This window comes from Kribbella sp. NPDC020701 (assembly GCF_055562215.1).
Genome location: NZ_JBVHFT010000020.1, coordinates 1 through 23,423 on the forward strand (window position 1 = coordinate 1; position 23,423 = coordinate 23,423).

At 69.2% G+C, this 23,423-nt stretch carries 20 protein-coding genes; 17 read left to right on the forward strand and 3 right to left on the reverse strand.

The window, feature by feature from the left end; all coding sequences use genetic code 11:
* The first annotated feature begins 296 nt into the window (after positions 1–296).
* From ACZ3HV_RS36545 to ACZ3HV_RS36555, 3 genes are read left to right on the forward strand one after another with little or no spacing between them, the layout of a single operon-like run.
* A complete protein-coding gene (locus tag ACZ3HV_RS36545; RefSeq protein ID WP_465691321.1) occupies positions 297–1,682 on the forward strand; it encodes a hypothetical protein in 1,386 nt (461 codons plus the stop codon).
* A complete protein-coding gene (locus ACZ3HV_RS36550; protein WP_465691323.1) occupies positions 1,679–2,683 on the forward strand; it encodes a hypothetical protein in 1,005 nt (334 codons plus the stop codon). Before ACZ3HV_RS36545 ends, ACZ3HV_RS36550 begins: the two co-directional genes overlap by 4 nt.
* 54 nt (positions 2,684–2,737) lie before the next feature.
* Positions 2,738–3,616, forward strand: coding sequence for a CHAD domain-containing protein (locus ACZ3HV_RS36555; RefSeq protein WP_465691325.1), 879 nt, complete (start codon positions 2,738–2,740; stop codon positions 3,614–3,616).
* A gap of 4 nt (positions 3,617–3,620) precedes the next feature.
* Here ACZ3HV_RS36555 and ACZ3HV_RS36560 read toward each other — a convergent pair whose 3' ends face one another.
* Positions 3,621–4,793 (reverse strand): DUF1015 family protein, encoded by a 1,173-nt coding sequence (locus tag ACZ3HV_RS36560; protein ID WP_465691327.1) that lies wholly within the window; start codon positions 4,791–4,793, stop codon positions 3,621–3,623.
* Between the two features lie 24 nt (positions 4,794–4,817).
* Between ACZ3HV_RS36560 and ACZ3HV_RS36565 the strand changes: the two genes are divergently transcribed.
* The 14 genes from ACZ3HV_RS36565 to ACZ3HV_RS36630 all read left to right on the forward strand — a co-directional run bounded on the left by ACZ3HV_RS36565 (position 4,818) and on the right by ACZ3HV_RS36630 (position 22,233).
* Positions 4,818–5,927 (forward strand): HAD-IIA family hydrolase, encoded by a 1,110-nt coding sequence (locus ACZ3HV_RS36565; RefSeq protein WP_465691329.1) that lies wholly within the window; start codon positions 4,818–4,820, stop codon positions 5,925–5,927.
* A 192-nt stretch (positions 5,928–6,119) separates the two neighbouring features.
* On the forward strand, positions 6,120–6,626 hold the full coding sequence (locus tag ACZ3HV_RS36570; protein ID WP_465691331.1) for a phasin family protein: 507 nt from the start codon (positions 6,120–6,122) through the stop codon (positions 6,624–6,626).
* 1 nt (position 6,627) lies between these two features.
* A complete protein-coding gene (locus ACZ3HV_RS36575) occupies positions 6,628–7,227 on the forward strand; it encodes a hypothetical protein (RefSeq protein ID WP_465691333.1) in 600 nt (199 codons plus the stop codon).
* Positions 7,228–7,233: 6 nt separating this feature from the next.
* Complete coding sequence (locus tag ACZ3HV_RS36580; protein ID WP_465691335.1) at positions 7,234–8,049, forward strand: TlyA family RNA methyltransferase; 816 nt, start codon at positions 7,234–7,236, stop codon at positions 8,047–8,049.
* Positions 8,050–8,061: 12 nt separating this feature from the next.
* Entirely contained in the window at positions 8,062–8,988 is a 927-nt protein-coding gene (locus tag ACZ3HV_RS36585) for an NAD kinase (protein WP_360368147.1), read from the forward strand.
* Between the two features lie 3 nt (positions 8,989–8,991).
* Positions 8,992–10,719 carry a DNA repair protein RecN gene (gene recN, locus ACZ3HV_RS36590; protein WP_465691337.1) on the forward strand — a complete coding sequence of 576 codons (1,728 nt, stop codon included), beginning with the start codon at positions 8,992–8,994 and terminating at the stop codon, positions 10,717–10,719.
* 126 nt (positions 10,720–10,845) lie between these two features.
* The gene (gene steA, locus ACZ3HV_RS36595; RefSeq protein WP_465691339.1) at positions 10,846–12,027 is read left to right on the forward strand and encodes a putative cytokinetic ring protein SteA; all 1,182 of its coding nucleotides are present in this window, start codon (positions 10,846–10,848) and stop codon (positions 12,025–12,027) included.
* The gene (locus ACZ3HV_RS36600; protein WP_465691341.1) at positions 12,024–12,971 is read left to right on the forward strand and encodes a copper transporter; all 948 of its coding nucleotides are present in this window, start codon (positions 12,024–12,026) and stop codon (positions 12,969–12,971) included. The genes steA and ACZ3HV_RS36600 overlap by 4 nt, the downstream gene beginning before the upstream one ends.
* Position 12,972: 1 nt before the next feature.
* The gene (locus ACZ3HV_RS36605; protein WP_465691342.1) at positions 12,973–13,782 is read left to right on the forward strand and encodes a hypothetical protein; all 810 of its coding nucleotides are present in this window, start codon (positions 12,973–12,975) and stop codon (positions 13,780–13,782) included.
* Entirely contained in the window at positions 13,761–15,374 is a 1,614-nt protein-coding gene (murJ, locus tag ACZ3HV_RS36610; RefSeq protein ID WP_360368162.1) for a murein biosynthesis integral membrane protein MurJ, read from the forward strand. The genes ACZ3HV_RS36605 and murJ overlap by 22 nt, the downstream gene beginning before the upstream one ends.
* Positions 15,371–16,396 (forward strand): glycosyltransferase family 4 protein, encoded by a 1,026-nt coding sequence (locus ACZ3HV_RS36615; RefSeq protein WP_465691345.1) that lies wholly within the window; start codon positions 15,371–15,373, stop codon positions 16,394–16,396. The genes murJ and ACZ3HV_RS36615 overlap by 4 nt, the downstream gene beginning before the upstream one ends.
* 21 nt (positions 16,397–16,417) lie before the next feature.
* Complete coding sequence (locus ACZ3HV_RS36620) at positions 16,418–18,133, forward strand: CTP synthase (RefSeq protein ID WP_465691347.1); 1,716 nt, start codon at positions 16,418–16,420, stop codon at positions 18,131–18,133.
* The gene (locus ACZ3HV_RS36625) at positions 18,130–18,780 is read left to right on the forward strand and encodes an NUDIX domain-containing protein (RefSeq protein ID WP_465691348.1); all 651 of its coding nucleotides are present in this window, start codon (positions 18,130–18,132) and stop codon (positions 18,778–18,780) included. Before ACZ3HV_RS36620 ends, ACZ3HV_RS36625 begins: the two co-directional genes overlap by 4 nt.
* Before the next feature lie 105 nt (positions 18,781–18,885).
* Positions 18,886–22,233, forward strand: a complete 3,348-nt coding sequence (locus ACZ3HV_RS36630) for a GH92 family glycosyl hydrolase (RefSeq protein ID WP_465691350.1) — start codon at positions 18,886–18,888, stop codon at positions 22,231–22,233.
* A gap of 34 nt (positions 22,234–22,267) precedes the next feature.
* Here ACZ3HV_RS36630 and ACZ3HV_RS36635 read toward each other — a convergent pair whose 3' ends face one another.
* Positions 22,268–22,885 carry a hypothetical protein gene (locus ACZ3HV_RS36635; protein ID WP_465691351.1) on the reverse strand — a complete coding sequence of 206 codons (618 nt, stop codon included), beginning with the start codon at positions 22,883–22,885 and terminating at the stop codon, positions 22,268–22,270.
* 14 nt (positions 22,886–22,899) lie between these two features.
* A complete protein-coding gene (locus ACZ3HV_RS36640; protein WP_465691352.1) occupies positions 22,900–23,361 on the reverse strand; it encodes a MarR family winged helix-turn-helix transcriptional regulator in 462 nt (153 codons plus the stop codon).
* Between the last annotated feature and the right edge of the window lie 62 nt (positions 23,362–23,423).

A 23,423-nucleotide genomic window follows, 5' to 3' on the forward strand; every position in this document is an offset into this window, starting at 1 on the left:
GATGGTACTGCGACCGGGAGGTCGTGGGAGAGTAGGACGCCGCCGGACATTCACACTGTTAAGGGCCACCCCGCAAGGGGTGGCCCTTAACATTTGTCCGGACCTTTTCGGCCCGCACCATCACGTGGTGTATCGCCCGCCGGCACCGTCACGTCCGACGGCCTCGATGAGGCTGCACGGCGTGGGTGGCGGTAGGTTTGGGCGGTTACCGCACCACAGCATCGTCTGCACAGCATCGTTAGGAGTCACCGTGGCTACGCCACCTCGCAATTCTCACTCCGGCTCCGGGGACCGTCGTGGGTCGTCCGGTGGCGCCGGAGGTTCCGGTCGCTCTGGTGGCGGCCGGTCTGACTCCGCGGGCGGTCGTTCGGGCTACAGTTCCGGACGCTCGAGCTCTGGTGGTGGACGGCCGAACTCTGGTGGCGGGCGGCCGAACTCTGGTGGCGGGCGCTCCGGTGCGGGCGCCGGCCGGTCCGGCGGTTCTGGCGGTTCCGGGGGCGCTGGGCGTTCTGGGCCTGGTGGTGCTGGACGCTCTGGTGGCGCCGGTGGACGGGGTGGATCTGGCGGCGGGCAGTCGTCCGGTGGTTACCGGGGGCCTTCCGGTCGTGGTGACGGGCCGCGGACGGGTGGACCGCGCGGCGGTTCGCGTGATGAGCGGTCCGGTGATCGCGACGACAACAGGCGTGGGTACGCCGGGTCGCGGGGTAATGACAAGGCTGAGCGGGATCCGTTCCGCGGGCAGTTGTCCGGTCGTGGAGACCGCGACGAGCGGGGTGACCGCGGCCGTGGTGCCGGTCGCGACGACCGCTCCGGTGGTCCGCGGCGTACTGACGGACGCGATGACCGCAAGAGCGCGGGTCGCGGCGGTCCCCGGCGGGACGAGAGCGGCTTCCGTCGCGACGACCGTTCCGGAGGCGACGACCGTGGCGGCTACCGCCGCGATGATCGCTCCAGTGGCGGCTACCGCCGTGACGAGCGCTCCGGCGGCGACGACCGAGGCGGATATCGCCGTGACGACCGTTCGGGCGGCGACGACCGTGGCGGTTACCGGCGGGACGAGCGTTCCAGTGGTGGCGACCGCGGTGGCTACAGGCGTGATGACCGTTCCGGTGGCGACGACCGCGGTGGCTATCGCCGTGACGAGCGCTCCGGTGGCGATGACCGCGGTGGATACCGGCGGGACGAGCGTTCCAGTGGTGGCGACCGCGGCGGTTACCGGCGTGATGACCGTTCCGGTGGCGACGACCGCGGTGGCTACCGCCGTGACGAGCGCTCCGGTGGCGATGACCGCGGTGGATACCGGCGCGATGAGCGTTCTGGTGGCGGCGACCGCGGTGGGTACCGGCGGGATGAACGGCCGGGGCGGGACGAGCGTACTGGGTACCAGCGGGATGACCGGGGTCGGGATGAGCGGCCGGCTCGGGATGGGGTCCGGGGTGGTTCGGCTCGCGGGAGTGGGCCTGCGCGCGGGGAGCGTGGAGCGTTCCGGCGGGACGAGCGCGGTGGCGACCGCGGCGGGTACCGACGTGACGAGCGGTCGGGGCGTGATGAGCGTGGCGGTCGGGACGACCGGCGTGGTGGGCCTCGGCGGGACGATCGGGTCGAGGAGAAGGCTGGGCCGCGGCGGGATGACCCGGCGATTCCGGAGGGCATCACCGGGGCTGAGCTCGATCGATCGGTGAAGGCTGAGCTGCGGTCGTTGCCGCGGACCCTCGCTGACCTGGTCGCGCAGCACTTGGTCGCCTCCGGGCGGTTCCTCGATGACGACCCGGAGCGCGCGTACCAGCACGCCCGTACGGCACGGCGGTTGGCTGCGCGACTGGGCGGCATTCGGGAGGCTGTGGCGATCACGGCGTACCTGGCTGAGCATTACGACGAGGCGCTGACGGAGTTCCGGGCGGTCCGGCGGATGTCCGGGAACCATGAGGTGCTCGCGATGATGGCCGACTGCGAGCGGGCGCTCGGGCGGCCGGAGAAGGCGCTGGCGCTGACGCGGGACAAGCACGTCAACGAGCTGTCGGAGGCGACGCAGATCGAGCTGCTGATCGTGGAGGCCGGCGCGCGGCGCGACCTGGGGCAGACCGCGGCGGCGATCCAGACGCTCGAGGTGCCGGCGCTGACGAAGCGGACGCGGGCCGAGTGGTTGCCGCGCCTGCGCTATGCGTACGCCGACGCACTCGAGGCGGCCGGACGTACGGAGGACGCGCTGGTCTGGTTCCACCGGGCGGCCGGCTCCGACGCCGACGGTGTCACCGGAGCTGCCGAACGCGCCGCCGCTCTCGAAGGCCTCGAGTTCACCGACCTCGACGAGGACGACGACACAGTCGTCGACGACGAGTACTTCGAGCCGGTGGACGACGACGCCGATGAGGCCACCGACGAGGCCGAGGAGATCGCCGACGAGGCTGACGAGGCCGCGGACGAGATCGACGACGCTGACGACGAGATCGTTGACGAGGCGGACGAGGACGTCGACGTAGCTGACGACGAGGACGCCGATGCCGATGAGGGCCTCGACGAAACCGACGAGATCGCAGACGAGGCCGATGAGGCTGCCGACGAAATCGACGAGGCCGCAGACGAGGTTGATGCGGACGAGGACGACGAGGACGCGGATGAGATTGTTGACGTAGCTGACGACGAGGTCGCCGCTGAGGACGGGGCTGACAAGGGCAAGGAGTAGGTCGGCTCGCTCGAGTGATCGTCGCGTTCACCTGGAGCAGGGAGAATGGGGCCGATGGGTGAGAACGTAGGTCCTTGGGCTGGGCCGTTGTCGGCGGAGGCTCCGGTCGGCGCGCTGTTGGGCGGCGCCCTCGCGAAGGGTGCTGCCCGGCTGCAGGGCGCGGTCCTGATGGTGGAGAAGGCCGAGGACGACGCAATCCACCAGGTGCGGGTTTCGTGCCGGCGGTTGCGGAGTGATCTGAAGCTGTTCCGGAAGCTGCTCGCGGGCGACTGGGCCGACGAGCTGCGCAGTGACCTGGCCGCGCTGGCGCAGGCCTGTGGTGAGGCCCGGGACCTGGAAGTGATCGCCGCGCTGGTTCGCGAGACCGCGAACAGCGAGGACGACGAAGAGCACGTCGACACGATCCTCACGACGCTGACCGTCGGACTCGACCGGGCTGTGGCTCGATCGGGCGACGTGGTCTTGGGAGAGACCACCTCGGACCTGCTGAACACCCTTGAAGCCGTTGCCGCTGCGCCTGACCTCAAGCCCAAGGCCAGTCAACCCTGCGGCGAGGTCCTGCCCGAGCTTTTGGACACCGCCAACCTCAAGTTCACCCAAGCAGCCGGCAAGCTGAAGCCCTGGACCGCCGACGACGACTGGCACGAGGTGCGGCTGCTGGCCAAGCGCGTCCGGTACGCCGCCGACACCAGCGCATCCGTCCTCGGTGACGAAGCCAAAGCCACCGCAACCCAAGCAGCCAAGTACCAGGAGCTGCTCGGCCAGCACCAGGACCACTGCGCCGCGGCAGACACTCTGACTGCCATGGCCGCGGACGCCGCGGCGCAGGACGATCCAGAGCTCTCCTTCACCCTCGGGCGCCTCACAGAGCGACACCGGGCGGCCCGCAAGCCTCTCCGCGAGGAGTTCCTCAGCCTCTACCACCGGCCCTGACAGCTCAGAGCGTCCGGAACAGCAGCCCCACCCGCGGCTTTGGACCGAACGACGTCGCCTTCTGAGGCAGTACGTCGCCTTGCGCGGCCGACCGTAGTACCTGGTCCATCCGGGGCGCCACGAGCTCCACAGCCGCTTGCTGAGGCCCGGCCAGCGCCAGAGCGTCCTGAAGCGTGTGGTGGAAGCTGATGTCTCCCTCAACCACGCCCCACGCCGGCAGTAGTACGTCGTGGAGCAGTGACACGGTCGGCGCCTCCTGACCGTACGTAGAGCGCAACGTCACCCAGCTAGCCCCATCTGTCACCGCTATCCGGTCCGGTACGCCTTCCACTCGACCAGGCAGCACTTGCCAGCCCTCCGGCGTACGCGACTGCACTATGGCTAGGTCCAGCCCCGGTATGACGCGGTGGATCGGGTCCAGCGTGAGTGGATGCCGGTCATAGTCGACCAGCATGGCCAGACCGACCTCTGCGCTCTGGCGGCCCGGCTCACGCCGCTGACGTTCCAGGTACGCCGCATAGCGGTGGTGGCCGTCCGCAATCAGGGCCTCGTGCCTGGCCAGCTCGGTCGCGATCATCGCTAGCGTCGCAGGGTCATCGATCCGCCAGATGCGGTGGTGCGCGCCGTTGTACGTGTCAGCTACGACCCACGGTTCACGGGAGCGTGCGTCATCTACTGCATCGCTGGCCGCGCCACCATCGCCGTACGCGAGCAGGATGGGCTCCAGGTCGGCGTCCGTGGCCTTCATAAGCTCGAGGCGGTCGTCCACCCAGTGCGGCATCACGTCCTCATGCGGCAGCACCACGCGCCGGGCCGGGTCCAGGCCGAGTGAGCCGACCAGTCCGCACAGTACGGCGTTGCCCAGCTGCTGCTCATACACGTACAACGCGGGCCTCTGGTCCTGCACCACCACACCGTCGCGTTGCCACCCGGCCAGCCGTCGCGCGGGTTCGTCGTACCGGCCGGGACCGAGGTCCGGATCGCGTGGAAGGATGAGCCTCACCATGTTATGGAGATCAGAGTCAGTCAGCCGCCGGACGATGGCGGGTTCCAGCACGTCGTACGGCGGTGACGTGACGGCGCCGAGCGCACTCACCTTGCCGGCCACGAAGCGCCACGCGCGCAGCGGGTCGAGCCGCAGGATGCTCCCCCTCGAGTCCGGCCCGCTTGATGGCATGGCCGGAATCGTACGGCGGGAAGCATGAGCGCGGAACGGAATGCGCCCGCTCCGCTCTCGGCGTGTGATGAACCCCTCGCCGGCCGGTACGACGTCGCGCTGCTGGATCTCGACGGTGTCGTGTACGTCGGTCCGGATCCGGTACCGGACGCGCCGGAGAACCTGCGGAAAGCTGCCAAGGAAGGCATGCGGATCGGGTACATCACCAACAACGCGAGCCGGCCGGCGCGGATTGTTGCCGAGCACCTCGCGTCGTTCGGGCTGGATGTGATCGCCGAGGACGTGGTGACGTCGGCGCAGGCGGCGGCGAAGCTGATCGCGAGCGAGTTCCCCAAGGGGTCGCCGGTGCTGGTGGTCGGTGGTGAGGGGCTGTACACGGCGCTGGAGGAGTACGGACTGACCGCCGTACGAAGCAGCGATGCGCACCCGGTGGCCGTCGTCCAAGGGTTTCACCCCGACGTGAACTGGGTGATGCTCGCGGATGGCGCGCACGCGATCCACGAGGGCGCGAAGTGGTTCGCGACCAACCTCGATCTGACGATTCCCACCGCGGCCGGGAAGGCGCCGGGGAACGGGACGCTGGTGCAGGCGATCCGGGCTGCCGTCGACGTCGATCCGGTCGTGGCCGGCAAGCCCGAGCCGCCGTTGCTGGAGACGAGCATCGAGCGGCTCAAAGCCCAACGCCCGTTGATGATCGGGGACCGGCTGGACTCCGACATCGCCGGCGCGCATGCGGTCGGGATCGCGAGTCTGTGGGTGGCGACCGGGGTGAATGACGCGCACGATCTGGCACGGGCGCCGAAGAACCAGCGGCCGACGTACATCGCTGCCGACCTGAGCGCGTTGGCGCAGAAGCATCCCGGGGTGACGGTCGAGGGCGCGCGGCACACGTGCGTCGGCTGGACCGCCGAGGTCGTGGACAACGCCGTGTCGGTGAAGGGCGAGGGCGAGCCGTACGACGGTCTGCGGGCGATCCTGTCCGCGGTCTGGGCAGCCGTCGACGCGCCGGCGAAACCGGCCGCCAAGCCGGCCAAGACCGCCGGCCGCACCCGCCGCCCGCTCCCCAAGCCCGCCCCGGCCCCCGGCACCATCGCCCTCGACGCCGCCCTCCACCGGGTCGGCCTCGACAAGTAGCCAAGCTTGCCCCCTGAGTTGGAGGGTTGCCCACTGAGAATCTGAGGGGGCAACCCTCCATCTCAGGGGATGCCCACTGAGATGGAGGGTTCGCGCGGGTCGCGGGCGGGGGTGCGAGCGGGGTGCGGGCGGGGGTGGGTGGGGTTGCGGGGGTTAGGGGATACCGTTGCTGGAACGAGCGAGGAGGCAGTCATGGTGTTGGACGCACTGCGCGGCTACGTGCAACTGGCGAGCGGACTGACCGAGGTCACCCGGCAGAAGGCCCAGGCGGCCGCGAAGGCGCTGCTGCAGCAGACCGGCGCGGACACGCTGACGACCGGCCTGACCACCAGAGTGAATGAGCTGACCGACGAGATCGTTGCCACCAGCAAGAGCAACCGTCACCTGCTGCAGGCGATCGTGACGAACGAGGTCGAGGGCGCGGTCGCGCGGCTCGGATTCGTCCGCTCCGAGGAGGTCGCGGCGCTGACCCGGCGGGTGCAGACGCTGGAGGGCGAGCTCGCCGAGGCCCGCGCCGGTGCCGCACCCGCGGCTGCCGCGTCCGTCGGTGACGCGCTGGAGGACGACGACGACTGGTCGGCGCCGGTGCCGAAGAAGGCTGCCAAGAAGGCGGCGGCGAAGAAGGCCGCCAAGAAGGCTCCCGCGAAGAAGGCGGCCGCGAAGAAGGCCGCGGCCAAGAAGACGGCGAAGAAGGCGTGACGTGACCGAGCACCCTGGCGAGCAGTTCCCCCCGGACGTCGACCCCGACGTCGAGCCGGGTTTCGAGCCGTACCCGTCCGAAGAGTCCCCCAACGAGCCCGACTACGACACCGAACCCGGCCCGCAGAACACCTCGTACGCCGAGCAGTCGGCCGAGGTTGACACCGAAGCGGCCTTCGAGGCGTCGCTGGACGAGCCGACCGGGACCGGCTACGGCGAAGCCGCCGCGGAGCAGGTGGACACGCCGGCTGACGAGTCGGCCGGCGACGAGCACGCGCACGTGGATCCGGCGGAGGTGGAGTTCGGGCCGGAGTTCGCCCGGGCGCCGGGCCAGGAGCATGAGCACTCGTTCATCGCGGAGAGCGCCGAGGACCCCGCGCCCCAGGACGAGCCGGAGGACCCCGCGCCCCAGGACGAGCCGGAGGACCCCGCGCCACAGGATGAGGAGCAGGGGCATCCTTTGGTGGAGGAGACGATGGGACGGCTGGGGGAGTTGCGGGAGCGGCCGGTCAGTGAGCATGCCGAGGTGTATGCGGACCTGCATGAGCGGTTGCAGAGTGCCTTGGTGGAGGCGGACGCCGAGCACAGCGATCGCGCTTAGGCTGCAGTGGCCAAGGGAGTCAAGCGATCGCGGCTCGATGCCGAGCTGGTACGGCGTCATCTCGCGCGGTCCCGTGAGCACGCGAGCGAGCTGATCGCGGCCGGCAAGGTGAAGGTGTCCGGAACGGTGGCCACCAAGCCCGCGACCGGTGTCGGCGCGGACGCACCGATCGTCGTCGACACGTCCGAGGCCGACGACCCCGGCTACGCGAGCCGCGGCGCGCACAAGCTGATCGGTGCGCTCGAGGCGTTCCCCGGCGTCCAGGTCAAGGGACGCACAACGCTCGACGCGGGTGCGTCCACCGGCGGATTCACCGACGTACTGCTCCGCAACGAGGCAGCCCACGTGATCGCCGTCGATGTCGGATACGGCCAGCTGGTGTGGGCGTTGCAGACCGACGAGCGCGTCACCGTGATGGACCGGACCAACGTGCGCACGCTCACCCTGGACGCCATCGGCGGTGAACAGGTTGATCTCGTCGTCAGCGACCTGAGCTTCATCTCGCTCACCCTGGTCCTGCCGGCTCTGATCAGCGTCGTGAAACCCGAGGGTGAGCTGGTGCTGATGGTGAAACCGCAGTTCGAGGTCGGCAAGGAGCGGCTCGGCAAGGGTGGGGTCGTCCGGGACCCGGAGCTGCGGGCCGACGCCGTACGCGGAGTAGCGGCCAAGGCACAGGAGCTCGGCTGGGGAATCGAAGGTGTCGCGGCCAGTCCGTTGCCTGGTCCGTCAGGAAATGTCGAATACTTCCTGTGGATACGCCGGAATGCGTCTGCTCTCGATGAGACGATGCTTCAGACCGCCATTGAGCAGGGTCCACAGTGAGTAGGAGGCAGCGTGGCTGAGCACGAGCCGCGGCGCGTGCTGCTGGTGACGCATACCGGCCGGGAGCAGGCGGTCGAGGTGGCGCGGGACGCGCACCGGCTGCTGACCGATGCCGGGCTGCTGGTCAGGCTGCTCGGCGGCGAGGCCGAGGCACTCAAGCTCGACCCGGTCGAGATCGTCGACGACCACGAGAAGGCCGCCCTGGACGTCGAGCTGATCATGGTGCTCGGCGGCGACGGGTCGATCCTGCGCGGCGCCGAGCTGGCCCGCCCGCACGGTACGCCGGTGCTCGGGGTCAACCTCGGTCACGTCGGGTTCCTGGCCGAGGCCGAGGTCGACGACCTGGAGCGGATCGTCCAGGTGGTGGTCGATCGCAGCTACAAGGTCGAGGAGCGGATGACGCTGGCCGTCGAGGTGCGGCTCGACGACGAGCTGATCTTCGACACCTGGGCGCTGAACGAGGCGAGCGTCGAGAAGGCGGCCCGCGAGAAGATGCTCGAGGTGCTGGTGGAGGTCGACGACCGGCCGTTGTCCCGCTGGGGCTGCGACGGCGTCGTGGTGGCGACTCCCACCGGGAGTACGGCGTACTCCTTCTCCGCCGGTGGTCCGATCGTCTGGCCGGAGGTCGAGGCGATCCTGATGGTGCCGCTCAGTGCGCACGCACTCTTCTCGCGGCCGATCGTGGTGGCGCCGACGTCGCAGCTGTCGATCGAGCTGGTCCGGAACTGGCACGGCCGCGGGGTGCTGTGGTGTGACGGCCGGCGGATGGTCGAGGTGCCGCCCGGCGCCGAGATCCAGGTGCGGCGCGGCACGACCCCGGTCCGGCTGGCCCGGGCGCACGAGGCGCCCTTCACCGACCGGCTGGTGGCGAAGTTCGATCTCCCGGTGCTCGGCTGGCGCGGTGCCGCCGAGCGCAAACGCAACGGAAACGGAAACTAGACCATGCTCTCGGAAATCCGTATCACCGGGTTGGGCGTGATCGAGGACGCGACGTTGGACCTCGACCCGGGATTCACCGCTGTGACGGGGGAGACCGGTGCCGGCAAGACGATGGTCGTGACCGGGGTGAACATGCTGCTCGGCGGCCGTGCCGACAGCGGCCTGGTGCGGCACGGCACCCGCCGGGCGCGGGTCGAGGGCCGGGCCAGCGCCGTACCGAAGTCGATCGTCCAGCAGGCCGAGGATCGCGGCGGCGAGCTGGACGACGACGAGTTGCTGATCGCCCGCGAGCTCTCCGCCGAGGGCCGCTCGCGCGCGTTCCTCGGTGGCGCGTCCGTCCCGGTGTCCGTCCTCGGCGAGGTGGCGGGCGACCTGGTCGCGATCCACGGCCAGGCCGATCAGTGGCGCCTCCTGCAGCCCGCGCGGCAACGCGAAACCCTGGACACGTTCGCCGGCAAGCCCGTGCTCGTGCCACTCCAGGAGTACGCCGCCGCCTACAAGCGGCACCGTGAGGTCGAGGCCGAGCTGACCGAGCTCACCACGCGGCAACGCGATCGCCTCGCCGAGGCGGATCTGCTGCGCTTCGGCCTGGACGAGGTCGCCAAGGCCGAGCCGCTGCCGGGTGAGGACACCGAGCTCGCCGCCGAGGAGGAGCGTCTCGCGTACGCCGATGGCCTGCGGACCGCGGCCACCACGGCAGCCGACGCACTGGCCTCCGAGGAAGACCGGGACTCCACCCGGCCGAACGACGTACTCGGGCTGCTCGCTCTGACCAAGCAGGTGCTGGACGCGGAGCGCGAGCACGACCCGAAGCTGGCCGAACTGGCCGACCGCGCGGGCGAGCTCGGCTATCTCGCGGCCGATCTGGCCGGCGAGCTCTCGTCGTACGCCGCCGACATCGACACCGACCCGGCCCGGCTCGCCGTGGTGAGCGAGCGGCGGGCACTGCTGACCAACTTGGTTCGGAAGTACGGCGCTGAGCAGGGCACTGTGGACGAGGTCATCGACTGGACCAAGCGGTCGGCCGAGCGACTCGCCGAGCTGGACGGAAGCGACGAGCGCGTCGAGCACCTGACCGCCGAACTGGCCGAGCTGGACGCGAAGCTCGCCGATCTCGGCCAGAAGATGCGAGACGCCCGGATCGAAGCGGCCGAACGGCTCGGTGTCGCGGCGTCCGAGGAGCTGACCGGCCTTGCGATGCCGCACGCAAAGCTGTCGGTCGAGGTGCACGAGACGACGGCCGGACCATTCGGGATCGACGAGGTCGAGTTCTGCTTCGCGGCGAACCCGGGGAGCCCGGCCCGCCCGCTGCAGAAGGCCGCGTCCGGCGGTGAACTGTCCCGGGTGATGCTGGCGCTCGAAGTGATCCTGTCCGACACGCATCCGGTGCCGACGCTGGTGTTCGACGAGATCGACGCCGGGATCGGCGGCCGGGCCGCGGTCGAGGTGGGCAAGCGGCTCGCGCGGCTGGCGGAGAAGGCGCAGGTGATCGTGGTGACGCACCTGCCGCAGGTGGCCGCGTTCGCGGACCGTCACGCGGTGGTGCTGAAGAGCGACGACGGCTCGGTCACCACGAGTGGTCTGGTCGCACTCGACGACGAGGCCCGGCTGAAGGAACTGTCCCGGATGATGGCCGGCCTGGAGAACTCCGACGCCGCGCAAGCGCACGCCGAGGAACTGCTCGCACTGGCCGCCGAACGTCATGACAAACCCAAGCGAAAGAAGCGCTGAACCCGGTTCCACGTCGTTCGAAAGGATGATTTGACGCACAGTTACTGATATTTCAGTGCGTGAACAAGGCGCAGCCCGGGGAAATGAACCGGGAAGGGGCTCTTGACATGGCAGGATGAGAGCGCGATGAAACTGCCCAGCCTGCGGAGAGCACGCCCTACTGAACTGCCCGGGATCGCCGGAGTGGTCCGGCTCGATCGTCGTACCAAGAATCTCACCAAACGGCTGAAGCCAGGTGAGATCGCGGTGATCGACCACGTCGACCTGGACCGGGTCAGCGCCGAGGCGCTGGTCGACTGCAAGGTCTCCGCGGTGGTGAACGTGGCCGACTCGATCAGCGGCCGGTACCCGAACCTCGGCCCGGAGATCCTGGTCGAGGCCGGCATCCCGCTGGTCGACGGGGTCGGCCGTGAGGTCTTCTCGATCCTGCACGAGGGCGAGCAGGTCCGGCTGAACGAGGGCTCGCTGTACCGGGGCGAGGAAGTCGTCGCCAAGGGGATTTCGCAGGACAGCAAGACCGTCGCGGAACTCATGGACGACGCCCGCTCCGGACTGTCCACCCAGCTCGAGGCCTTCACCGCCAACACCCTGGAATACATCCGGCGCGAACGCGACCTGCTGCTCGACGGCGTCGGCGTGCCCGAGATCCACACGCCGATGGACGGCAAGCACGTGCTGATCGTGGTCCGCGGGTACGACTACCGCGAGGACCTGGTCGCCCTGCGGTCGTACATCCGCGAGTACCGGCCGGTGCTGATCGGGGTCGACGGCGGCGCCGATGCCCTGGTGGAGAACGGCTACGTCCCCGACCTGATCGTCGGCGACATGGACTCGGTGAAGGACGACACGCTGAAGAGCGGTGCCGAGGTGGTCGTGCACGCCTACCGCGACGGCCGCGCGCCCGGCTCGGAGCGGCTGGAACGGCTCGGCGTCGATTCGATCGAGTTTCCGGCCGCCGGCACCAGCGAGGACGTCGCGATGCTGCTGGCCGACTCCAAGGGCGCCTCTCTGATCGTCGCGGTCGGCACCCACAACTCGCTGGTGGAGTTCCTCGACAAGGGGCGCCCCGGGATGGCGAGCACCTTCATCACCCGCTTGCGGGTCGGTGCCAAGCTGGTGGACGCGAAGGGCGTCGGCCGGCTGTACCGCAGCCGGGTGTCGACGCTTCAGGTGGTCGCGCTGGCCGTCGCCGGTCTCTTCGCACTCGGCATGGCGTTGGTCGCGATCGGCGCCGACGACGTGCTCTGGTCGATCCTGCGGGCGCGCTGGAGCGACTTCGTCTACTGGATCCGGGAGCTGTTCACGTGATCGACTTTCGCTACCACATCGTCTCGATCGTGGCGATCTTCTTCGCCCTGGGCGCCGGTGTGGTGCTGGGCGCCGGCCCGCTGAAGGGCACCGGCAGCGAGATCGTCGCGAGCCAGGCCGAGCGGGACCGCCAGCAACTCGCCGACACGCGGCAGCAGCTGAGCGACCTGAAGGCGCTGGACAAGTACCGCGACGACTACGTCGCGAAGGTCACCGCCGGCCTGACCGACGGCAAGCTGATCGGCAAGAAGATCGTGGTCGTGACGATGCCGAACGCCGACAACGACCTGACGAACTCGATCCAGGACGAGCTGGAGCGGGCCGGCGGTCAGGTGACCACCAAGGTGGCGCTGGACGCGAAGCTCTTCGACGCCGGTCAGCGCCAGCTGGTCGAGTCCCTCGTCACCCAGCTGGTCACGCCGGACATCCAGTTCCCCACCGACAGCACGGCGTACCAGCGGGCCGGCCTGATCCTGGCCCGCGGCGTCGCGGCCAAGGAGGAAGGCAAGGCCGCGGACACCGACTCGACCAAGATCCTCGGCGGGCTGACCGGTGCGAAGCTGCTGTCGCTGAAGCCGTCGCAGATCAAGGACCGGGGCAGCCTGATCGTCGTGGTGGCCGCCAAGCCGCCGACACCGGCGCCGGACAACTCGACGTACAACGACGCGGTCGACTTCATCGAGGGGCTGGACCAGGGCAGCGGCGGGGTCGTCGTCGCCGGTACGCCGGAGAGCGCGCAGAACGGCGGCCTGATCAAGGCCTTGCGGAGTGACTCCGAGGCCACCAAGATCGTTTCTTCGGTGGACGTGGCCGATCTCCCCGCCGGACGGGCGACGATCGTCTTCGCGCTGGTCGAGCAGGCCGGCGGCAAGGCGGGGCAGTACGGCGCCATCGACGCGAAGAACGGCGTCGCGCCCTCGGCCGTACAGACGAAGGACAACTGACGTGGGAATTCTCAGCGCTGCCGTCGCGGCAGCCGCCACCGCCGCGCTCGAACGCGCCGCGGAGAAGCTGCCGAAGGAGAATCGGCAGCCGTTCGAGCGGACCAACCACCGTGGCGAGCCGGTCACGCTGCTGGAAGGGCCGGTCGCCGTGCTCGGCGCGCTGGCCGGTGTCGCGGCGTCGAAATCCGACGGCAAGGTGAAGGCGGCCGCGCTGCTCGCGGGCTCGGTGTCGGGTGCGGTCGGAGCGTACGACGATCTGCGCGGGAACACGCAGGCCAAGGGTTTCCGCGGACACCTCACGGCGTTGAAGCGCGGTGAGGTGACCAGCGGTGCGGTGAAGATCCTCGGCGTCGGCGCGGCCGGTCTGGCCGCCGCGGCGCTATTGCCGCGGAAGTCGCGCGGCGTGCAGGCGGTCGCCGGAATCGTTGCCGACGGCGCCTTGATCGCCGGCACCGCGAACCTGACCAACCTGCTCGACCTGCGCCCGGGCCGTGCGCTGAAGGCGGTCACCGCGGTGAACGCGCCGCTCGCCGTCGTGAGCGGCCCGGCCGGTGCGGTCGTCGGTGCGGCCGCGGCGTCCGCGCCGTCGGACCTGGGTGAGCGTTCGATGCTGGGCGACTGCGGTGCGAACGGCCTCGGCGCCATCACCGGTACGGCGCTCGCCGCCGCTCTCCCGCGTCCGCTGAAGACGCTGGTCCTCGGCGCGGTCATCGCGCTGAACCTGGCCAGCGAGAAGGTCAGCTTCACCAAGGTCATCGCCGAGACGCCGGTCCTGGACAAGATCGACCAGTGGGGCCGACGACCCAGGTGAGCGCGGACGGCTCGGCCGGGCGGCCGAGCGCCGGAGCGCGCGTAGCGCAAGCGGCTCTGCTCGTTGCCGGGGTGACTGTGCTCGCCCGTGTGGTCGGCTTCGGGCGGTGGCTCGTCTTCTCGAAGACCGTCGGGGCCGGCTGTCTCGCCGAGGCTTACACCACGGCGAATCAGTTGCCCAACATCCTCTTCGAGGTTGTGGCCGGCGGGGCGCTGGCCGGCGCGGTGATTCCGGTGCTGGCCGGGCCGGTGGCGCGGGGCGATCGGGCGGCGCAAGGGCGCATCATCGGCGCGCTGTTGTCCTGGTCCTTCCTGCTGCTGGCGCCGTTCGCCTTGCTGTCTTGGCTGCTGGCGTCCAGCTACACCGACGCGATGCTGGACCCGGGTGCGGACTGCGGTGGTTCGGCGGCGACGGCGACCCGGATGCTGATGATCTTCGTGCCGCAGGTGTTCGGCTATGCCCTCGCCGTGATCGCGACGGCGGTTCTTCAATCCCACAAGCGTTTCGGGGCCGGCGCCTGGGCTCCGCTGATCTCGAGCCTGGTCGTCGTTGCGACCTACTTCCTGTTCGCGGCAGCCGCGCCGGATGCGGACACCGCCGCCCGTGGTGCCACCGATCTGCTGGCCTGGGGGACCACGGCCGGAGTCGCCGCGCTGGCGCTGACTGTGCTGGTGCCGATGCTGTTCCTGCGGTTGCCGATCAAGCCGACGCTGCGGCTGGACCCGGGCGTCGGTCCGGTGCTCCGAAGGCTCGCACTGGCCGGACTGGCGGTTCTCGTCGCGCAACAGCTCACGTTCGTGGTCACGACGTACCTGGCCAACCACAGAGGTGTGGCCGGCAGCATCGCGGTCTACACCTGGGCCAACGCGGTCTACCTGCTGCCGTACGCCGTACTCGCGGTGCCGATCACCACGGCGGTGTTCCCGCGACTCGCCGCGGCCTATGACTCGGGGGAGCGATTCGATGTCTACGCGGCTGCATCCACGCGCGCAGTCATGCTGGCAGGTGGCGCGGGAGCCGCGCTGCTGGTCGGCACAGCGGTCCCGGTAGCGCGCATCTTCGCGTACGACGATGGCGCGGTGCAGGAGACCCAGGCGTCGTCACTGGGCAACGGATTGATCGCGTTCGCCCCTGCTGCGATCGGCTTCGCGGTGCTGATGCATGTGGGCCGGGTGCTCTACGCACGGCACGCTGGTCGCGAAGTGGCTGTGGTGACGTCTGCCGCCTGGGTGCTGGTTGCGGTATCCGGTGTCGTGCTGACAAGCCAGTGGGATGCGGTTCCGGCGCTGGCGGCGGCGATGTCGGTTGGCATGGTGGCTGGAGCGGTAGTTCTGTTGGCGGTGCTGGCACGACAGGCAGGGTCCGCTGTGCTGGCCGGGCTCCCGCGGGCTGCGCTGGCCTCGCTGGTGGGTGCCGTGCTGGCAGGTGCTGCGGGCTGGGCAGTCGCCCTGCCCGCCGAAGACGCCGGAGTATGGGCGGCGGTCGTGTTCTCGCTGCTGTCCGGCTTGGCTGTGGTCATCACGTACGCCGTTGTCGTGTTTGCCCTGGACCGCGCGGATGCCCGCGCACTGCTACGTCGGGAGCTGAAATGAGGATCGGGCTGCTGCTCGCCGAGTCGCGCGGCGGAATCGGGCAGCACGTCGCGTCGCTCGTACCCCGCTTCGTTGACGCTGGGCACGAGGTGGTCGTGTGCGCGCCGCCGGGCACCGCCGAGCATTTCGACTTCGGCGCGGCCACCATCGTCGCGCAGGCCGCGGCGCTGCGTGGGTCGGATGTGATCCATGCGCACGGCTATCGCGCCGGCATGGCAGCGCTCCGCGACCGGTCGCATCTCCGGCCGCTCGTGGTGAGCTGGCACAACGCGGTGATCGCCCCCGGACCACGTGGCCTCGTGATGCGGTTAGGGCAGCGGCTCGTCGCCAAGGGAGCGGACCTGACTCTAGGTGCGTCTAGCGACCTGGTGGACCTGGCGAAGAGCCTGGGCGCGCGCAACGCTCAGTTGGCCCCGGTAGCGGCGCCTGCGGTCCCAGAGGCCCGTACGTCGGCGGCAGAGGTGCGTAGGGCCCTGGGCCTCGACGACCAGCCGCTGGTGCTCACAGTCGGCCGCCTGGCGCCGCAGAAGGACTATCCGACGCTGCTGTCCGTCGCGGCGCGCGTGCAGGAGTCCACGCCGGACGCGGTGTTCGTGGTCGTCGGCGACGGGCCGCTGCGGGACAACCTGCAGGCGCGGATCGACGCCGAGCGGCTGTCGGTGCGGCTGCTCGGACACCGGTCCGACGTGGCCGACCTCTTGGGTGCTTCCGATGTGTTCTTGCTCACATCGCACTGGGAGGCCCGGGCCCTGGTGATCCAGGAGGCGATGCAGGTCGGCGTACCGGTGGTGGCGACCGCGGTCGGCGGCGTACCTGAGCTGGTCGAAGACAGCGCTGTACTCGCGTTTCCCGGTGATGCGGACGGTCTCGCCGACGGAGTCCGGGCGGTCCTGGCGGAGCCCGGGACGGCGAACGCTATGCGGACGAGGGGCCGGGAGTTGGCCGCCAGATGGCCGGACGAGGACGCCGTGGCGAAGAATCTGCTGGACATCTACGCGGGTCTCGTCGCGACCAGGGGTTGACAAGAGGTAGGCTGAAGGCCCGTGGACAGGGCTTCGAATCTCCAGCAGACCAAGCACGTTTTCGTCACCGGTGGTGTGGCGTCCAGCCTCGGCAAGGGGCTGACCGCGTCAAGCCTCGGCAGTCTGCTGACGGCACGGGGCATCCGGGTCACCATGCAGAAGCTGGATCCGTATCTGAATGTGGATCCCGGCACCATGAACCCGTTCCAGCACGGCGAGGTGTTCGTCACCAACGACGGCGCCGAGACCGACCTGGACATCGGCCATTACGAGCGTTTCCTCGACCGCGACCTGTCCCAGGTCGCCAACGTCACGACCGGCCAGGTGTACTCCAGCGTGATCGCCAAGGAGCGCCGCGGTGAGTACCTCGGCGACACCGTGCAGGTGATCCCGCACATCACCAACGAGATCAAGGAGCGGATGCTGGCGATGGCCGGCTCCGACGTCGACGTCGTACTGCACGAGATCGGCGGCACGGTCGGCGACATCGAGTCGCTGCCGTTCCTGGAGGCGGCCCGCCAGGTCCGGCACGACGTCGGCCGGGACAACGTCTTCTTCCTGCACATCTCGCTGGTCCCGTACCTCGCCCCGAGCGGTGAGCTGAAGACCAAGCCGACCCAGCACTCGGTCGCCGCGCTGCGCTCGATCGGTATCGCCCCGGACGCGGTCGTCTGCCGCTCCGACCGGCCGATCCCGGATGGTGTGAAGCGGAAGATCTCGCTGATGTGCGACGTCGACCAGGAGGCCGTGGTCGCTGCTCCCGACGCGCCGTCGATCTACGACATCCCCAAGGTGCTGCACGCCGAGGGTCTGGACGCGTACGTCGTCCGCCGCCTGAACCTGCCGTTCCGTGATGTCGACTGGACCCGCTGGGACGAGCTGCTCCGGGTCGTGCACCACCCGAAGGACGACGTCACGGTCGCGCTGGTCGGCAAGTACATCGACCTCCCGGATGCGTACCTGTCGGTGGCGGAGGCGCTGCGGGCCGGCGGGTTCGACAACGACGCCCGGGTGAACCTGCGCTGGATCGCGTCCGATGAGTGCGCCACGCCGGAGGCGGCCGCGCGGCTGCTCGGCGACGTCGACGCGATCTGCATCCCGGGCGGGTTCGGCGTCCGCGGCATCGAGGGCAAGATCGGCGCGATCCGGTTCGCCCGCGAGCAGGGCATCCCGATCCTCGGGCTGTGCCTCGGCCTGCAGTGCATGGTGATCGAGGTCGCCCGCGACCTGGCCGGCCTTGTGGAGGCGAACTCGAGCGAGTTCGACCCGGACGCCGAGCAGCCGGTGATCGCGACCATGGAGGAGCAGAAGGACATCGTCTCCGGCTCAGGAGACCTCGGCGGCACGATGCGCCTCGGTCTCTACCCTGCGAACCTGGCCGACGGCTCGATCGTCCGCGGCTTGTACGGCGCTCCGTCGGTGCAGGAGCGGCACCGGCACCGCTACGAGGTGAACAACGCGTACCGGGACAAGCTGGAGACGGCCGGCCTGGTGTTCAGCGGACTGTCGCCGGACAACGAGCTGGTCGAGTTCATCGAGCTGGACCGTTCGCTGCACCCGTACTTCGTCGCCACCCAGGCGCACCCGGAGCTGCGGTCCCGGCCGACGAAGCCGCACCCGTTGTTCTCCGGCCTGATCGCGGCGGCCCTGGTCCGTCAGCGCGAGTCCCGGCTGCCGGTCGAGGAGCCGTCGGACAAGAAGGCTGCCGCCGGCAAGACCGCGGTCAAAGCTCGATGAAGGAGCACCCCGAACTGCGGTTCGGTGCCGGACTGGCCGACGTCCGCGAGGCTTGGCCGGTCTCCTCGTCAGAGGTCGTGCACGAGACCGGTCGAGTGATCTCGGTACGGCGTGACACGGTCGAGCCGGCGGGTGGCGATTCGTTCGTGCGGGATGTCGTCGTACATCCGGGCGCTGTCGGAGTGGTCGCGCTGGACGAGAACAACCGGATGCTGCTGGTGCGCCAGTACCGGCACCCGGTCGGCTACCGGCTGCTCGAGCCGCCGGCCGGGCTGCTCGACGTACAAGGAGAGCAATACCGCCTCGGTGGTGAGCGTGAGCTGTGGGAGGAGACCGGGACGAAGGCCGCCGATTGGCGGATCCTGGTCGACGCCTTCACCTCGCCCGGCATGACCACCGAGGCGATCCGCATCTTCCTGGCCCGCGACCTGTCACCCGCCGACGAGTCCTACGACCGCCTCCATGAGGAGGCCGACATGGAAACCGTCTGGGCTCCGCTGATCGACGTGGTCGGCGCCGTCCTGGCCGGCCACCTCCAGAACCCGACCCTCGTGATGGGCTCCCTGGCCGCCTGGACCGCCCTCAACGGCCCCGGCTTCGACACCCTGCGCCCGGCCGACTCGCCGTGGCCGGCCAAAGACCGTTGAGGTTCCGGAACCTTCGGTAGTCCTTGACGTGCGCTCGGTAGCCGGGTATTTGTTGCTGACAACGATGTCACATCGCCCCGTTCCGACGTCGAAGGTTGGCCGCCCATGCGTTTGTCCGCCGTCCTTGCTGTAGTTCTCCTCGCCGCGACCGCTCCCACGGCCCAGGCGATCCCCAGCCCGGCGCCTGGTGGCGGCACCAGCCATCCGACGACCGCACCGCCGCCTGATCCGGCGGTCGCGGGATTGCGCGCGCCGGACGGCGTCGGGAGCAGACGGATCACCACAGCTTCCGCGGATCCGACCGAGCATGTTGATCCGTTGATCGGTACGTCGAATCTCGGTGACGTCTTCCCGGGAGCGGTGCAGCCGTTCGGGATGTTCTCGTTCAGTCCGGAGACGAGTCGGGGAAATGCGTACCGGACCGCGGCGCCCGGTGGGTACTTGTACTCGGCGACCAAGATTCGCGGGTTCAGCCTGACGCATATGAGTGGGACCGGGTGTGCCGGCGGATCGGGGGACATCCCGATCTTCCCGTACGTCGGCGACGTCACCACCTCGCCGCAGACGGACGCGAAGGACGAGGTGTACGCCAGCTCGTTCAACCACGCCAACGAGGTCGCCAAGCCGGGCTACTACAAGGTCGGCCTCGACTCCGGTGCGACCGCCGAGCTGGCTGCGACCACCCGCACCGGGTCCGCCGTCTTCACCTTCCCGGCCGGCAAAGCCAAGAGCCTGCTCTTCCGTACGTCGAACTCCGAGGTCGGCTCGAGTGACGCCGAGCTCAGCATCGACCCCGCCAAGCGCACAGTCAGCGGATCGGTCACCAGCGGCAACTTCTGCGGCTATCTCGCCAGCGTCGGCCAGCGCAGCTACTACACGATGCACTTCGTCGCCGAGTTCGACCAGCCCTTCAAGAAGCAGGGCACCTGGACCGACACAACAGTCACTCAGGGCAGCACGAGTGCCCGCGGCGGTACGACGTACGGGACTGACGGCTGGATGCCCGCGAACAAGGGCTCCGGCGGGTACGTCGGCTTCGACAGCGACAAGGTGACGATGCGGATCGGCATCTCCTACGTGAGCACGGCCAACGCCCTGGCCAACCTGCGCGCGGAGAACCCGCGCGGTACGTCGGTCGCTGTGACGGCCGCGAAAGCCAAGCAGGCTTGGCGACAGCAGCTGAGCCGGATCGACGTCACCGGCGGCACCACAGACCAACGCACCACCTTCTACACCGCGCTCTACCACGCACTGCTGCATCCGAACGTGTTCAGTGACGTCAATGGTCAGTACTGGGGATTCGACCAGAAGCCGCACTACCTGAGCCACGGACAGCAAGCGCAGTACGCGACCTTCTCCGGCTGGGACGTCTACCGGTCGCAACTGCAACTACTCACACTGCTGGAGCCCTCGAGGACCGGTGACATCGCGCAGTCGTTGCTCAACCAGGCCTCGCAGAACGGAGGCATCTGGGACCGTTGGACGCACGCCGCCGGCAGTACGGCGGTGATGACCGGCGACCCGTCGGCACCGGCAGTGGCCGGCATCTATGCGTTCGGCGGAACCAACTTCGACGCACGGACCGCACTGCGTTCCTTGGTGAAGGCGGCGACCGTCCCGACCGCGAAGGACCTCAGCTCGGCCGGCAAACCAGTCATGTCGATCGGACAGCGGCCCTCACTCGACAAGTACCTCGCACTGCACTACGTCCCGACCAAGTCCAACGCCTGGGGCGGTGCGGTCGAAACACTCGAGGACGTGACCGCCGACTTCGCACTGGCCCAACTGGCGCAGCGCACCGGCGACAAGACGACGTACCAGCGCTTCCTGGCCAGGTCGCAGTACTGGCAGAACGTCTTCAACCCGGAGAACGGCGGCTACATCCAGAACCGCGACGAGAACGGCGCGTGGCCAGGCTTCACACCGTCCACATACGACGGGTTCGCCGAGGGCAGCAGTGCGCAATACACCTGGATGATCCCGCACAACCGCGCCGGCCTGGTCGACGCGATGGGTGGCGTGGACACGGCCAACCAGCGGCTGGACGCGTTCTTCAAGAACCCGGATGGCACCTGGGCGCTGACCGGTGCGGGCGAGCTGCACGCCGAGATGGACAACGAGCCGTCGATCAACACACCGTGGATCTACAACTACACCGGCCGGCCGTATACGACGCAGGAGACGTTGCGGCAGGCATTGAACCAGCTGTGGAACACCGGCACCGGCGGTATCCCGGGCAACGACGACCTGGGCGCGATGTCGTCCTGGTACGTGTGGACCGCGCTCGGGCTCTACCCGGACGTGCCGAGCCGTGCGGAGCTGCAGGTCGCGGCGCCGCTGTTCCCGCGCGCCGTGATCCACCGCGACGGCGGCCGGACCATCCGGATCAACGCTCCCGGTGCGGACGCGCCGTACGTGCAGGCCCTGAAGGTGAACGGGCGTACGACGACCAAGCCCTGGCTGCCGGAGTCCTTCGTGCAGCACGGCGGGACGCTGGACTTTGTCTTGAGCACCCAGCCCAACACAGCGTGGGGCGCAGCGGCCGAGGACGCACCGCCGTCATGGCGCACCGGTGAGATTCCGTTCCAGACCTCGACCGACACGAGCCGGATGGTTGTCGCTCCCGGTACGACCAGCGCACCGGTCGCCATCCAAGCGCACCGGCTCAGTGGCACCGCGCAGGACGTGACCTACACCGTCAATGCGCCGGCAGGTCTCGCGGTGACACCAGCAAGCGGGACCTTCCAGGTCGACCAGGTCGGCAGCGCACCGGTGACGATCACAGCGCCCGCCGGTACGCCGGACGGCCGCTACCCGGTCACCGTGTCGCTGAAGGCGGCAGACGGTACGACGTTGCCGCAGGTGGGCTTCACCGTGGTCGTGGGCCAGCCGAACTCGTTCTTCGTGCTCCGCGAGGGCGTGGCGATGTCTGACGACGCCGGTGACCACACCGAGGCGGACTACGACGGCGGTGGCGTCAGCTATTCACGCCAGGCACTCGCAGCCGCCGGACTCACGCCGGGTGGTGTGAGCACCGTGCAGGGCCTGAGCCTCACGTGGCCCGATGTCGCCGATGGTGACCCCGACAACGTCCCTGCCGACGGTCAGCTGCTCAACCTGAATCTCCCAGCCGGTACGACGAAGTTGTCGTTCGTCGGCAGTGCGGTCAACGGTAACCAGCAGACGAGCGCGACGCTCAACTACTCCGACGGCAGCACCGAGCAGATCGACCTGTCCTTCAGTGACTGGACACTCGGTGGGGGCGGCGACACGGTTCACTACGGCAACGTGATCGTCGCGACCACGCCGTACCGCAACGAGTCCGGTGGGGGACGGGACAACGTCACCACGCACATCTTCGCCACCGCACCGCTGGCTTTGACCAAGACTCCGGTCAGCATCATTCTTCCGAAGAACCGCGACCTGCGGATCTTCACGCTGGCCACCGGCTGAGGTCACTCCGGATGAGCCGCCCGCGCGGCCCCGCTCACTCGGCGTCTGGTAGCCCGGCTCCGATCGGCTCGCCGCCGTCCTCAGCGAGGGCGGCGGCGACCAGCCGTGCGTTCGCGGCGAACTCCGCGTCCGGAACCTTCGGCAACATGTCGTCCCAGGCCGCGATCATCGCGCCGCGCATCTGCATCATCCCGAGCGGGCGCGCCAGGAACCACAGGTGAAAGTGCTCGCTGCCATCACCCCATCGGTTGAAGTGCGTTCGCCCCACACTGTCGATGCGCCGGATCGCGTTCGCCACCCGCTGGATCATCGGCCCCAGCGTCGCAGTCAGCTCGGCCGGCAGGTTGTCCAGCCGGTAATGCTCCCGCGGCTCGAGCACCGCCACGAACGGCAGGCCACTGGCCTCGAACCCGGCTTTGAGGTGCCACTGCTCGTCCCGCCAGATCACGAACCCCTCCGGATCCGCGCACTTCGCGCACGGCCGGCCACCGTCCTCACCCGCTCGCGGCGGCTCCGGCAGGACGGGGTCAGCGAGGCGAACCACCTCGACGTCTCCCTCGAACGGGAAGAACGGCGCGCCCAGTAAGGGCTCGGCGGACATGCGTTCGCCGTACGGAAGCCTGCGGTGGTACTCGGACGGAAGCTCGGTCATGCCCACATTCTGGGTCAGGCGGGGTCCTTGGCGGCGGCTATCACCCGGGTCAGTCGCTCGTGCAGCTGCATCAGCTCGTCGATGTCCATGCCGAGGCGGTCAACGATGGCCGGCGGCACCTTCAGGGCCTCCTTGCGGAGGGCCCGTCCTTTGTCGGTGAGCGCGACGGCGAGGGAGCGCTCGTCCCTGGCGTCGCGGTCGCGGCGGAGCAGGCCTGCGGTCTCGAGTCGTTTGAGCAAGGGGGACAAGGTCGCCGGCTCGAGCTGGAGCATGCCGGACAGGTCCTTGACCGAGACGGGCTCGAACTCCCAGAGCGCCAGCATGACCAGGTACTGCGGGTGGGTCAGCCCCATCGGCTCGAGGACCGGCCGGTACAGCGCGATGACGGTGCGCGAGGCGATCGCCAGGGCGAAGCAGACCTGGTGTTCGAGCGCCAGCGGGTTCTGGTCGGTCTGTCTCATTTTCGCTGCGGCCACACAGTGAGTGTACCAATCATGCGTAGGCTAATAGTTAGTGCACTAACTAATGAGGAGGAACG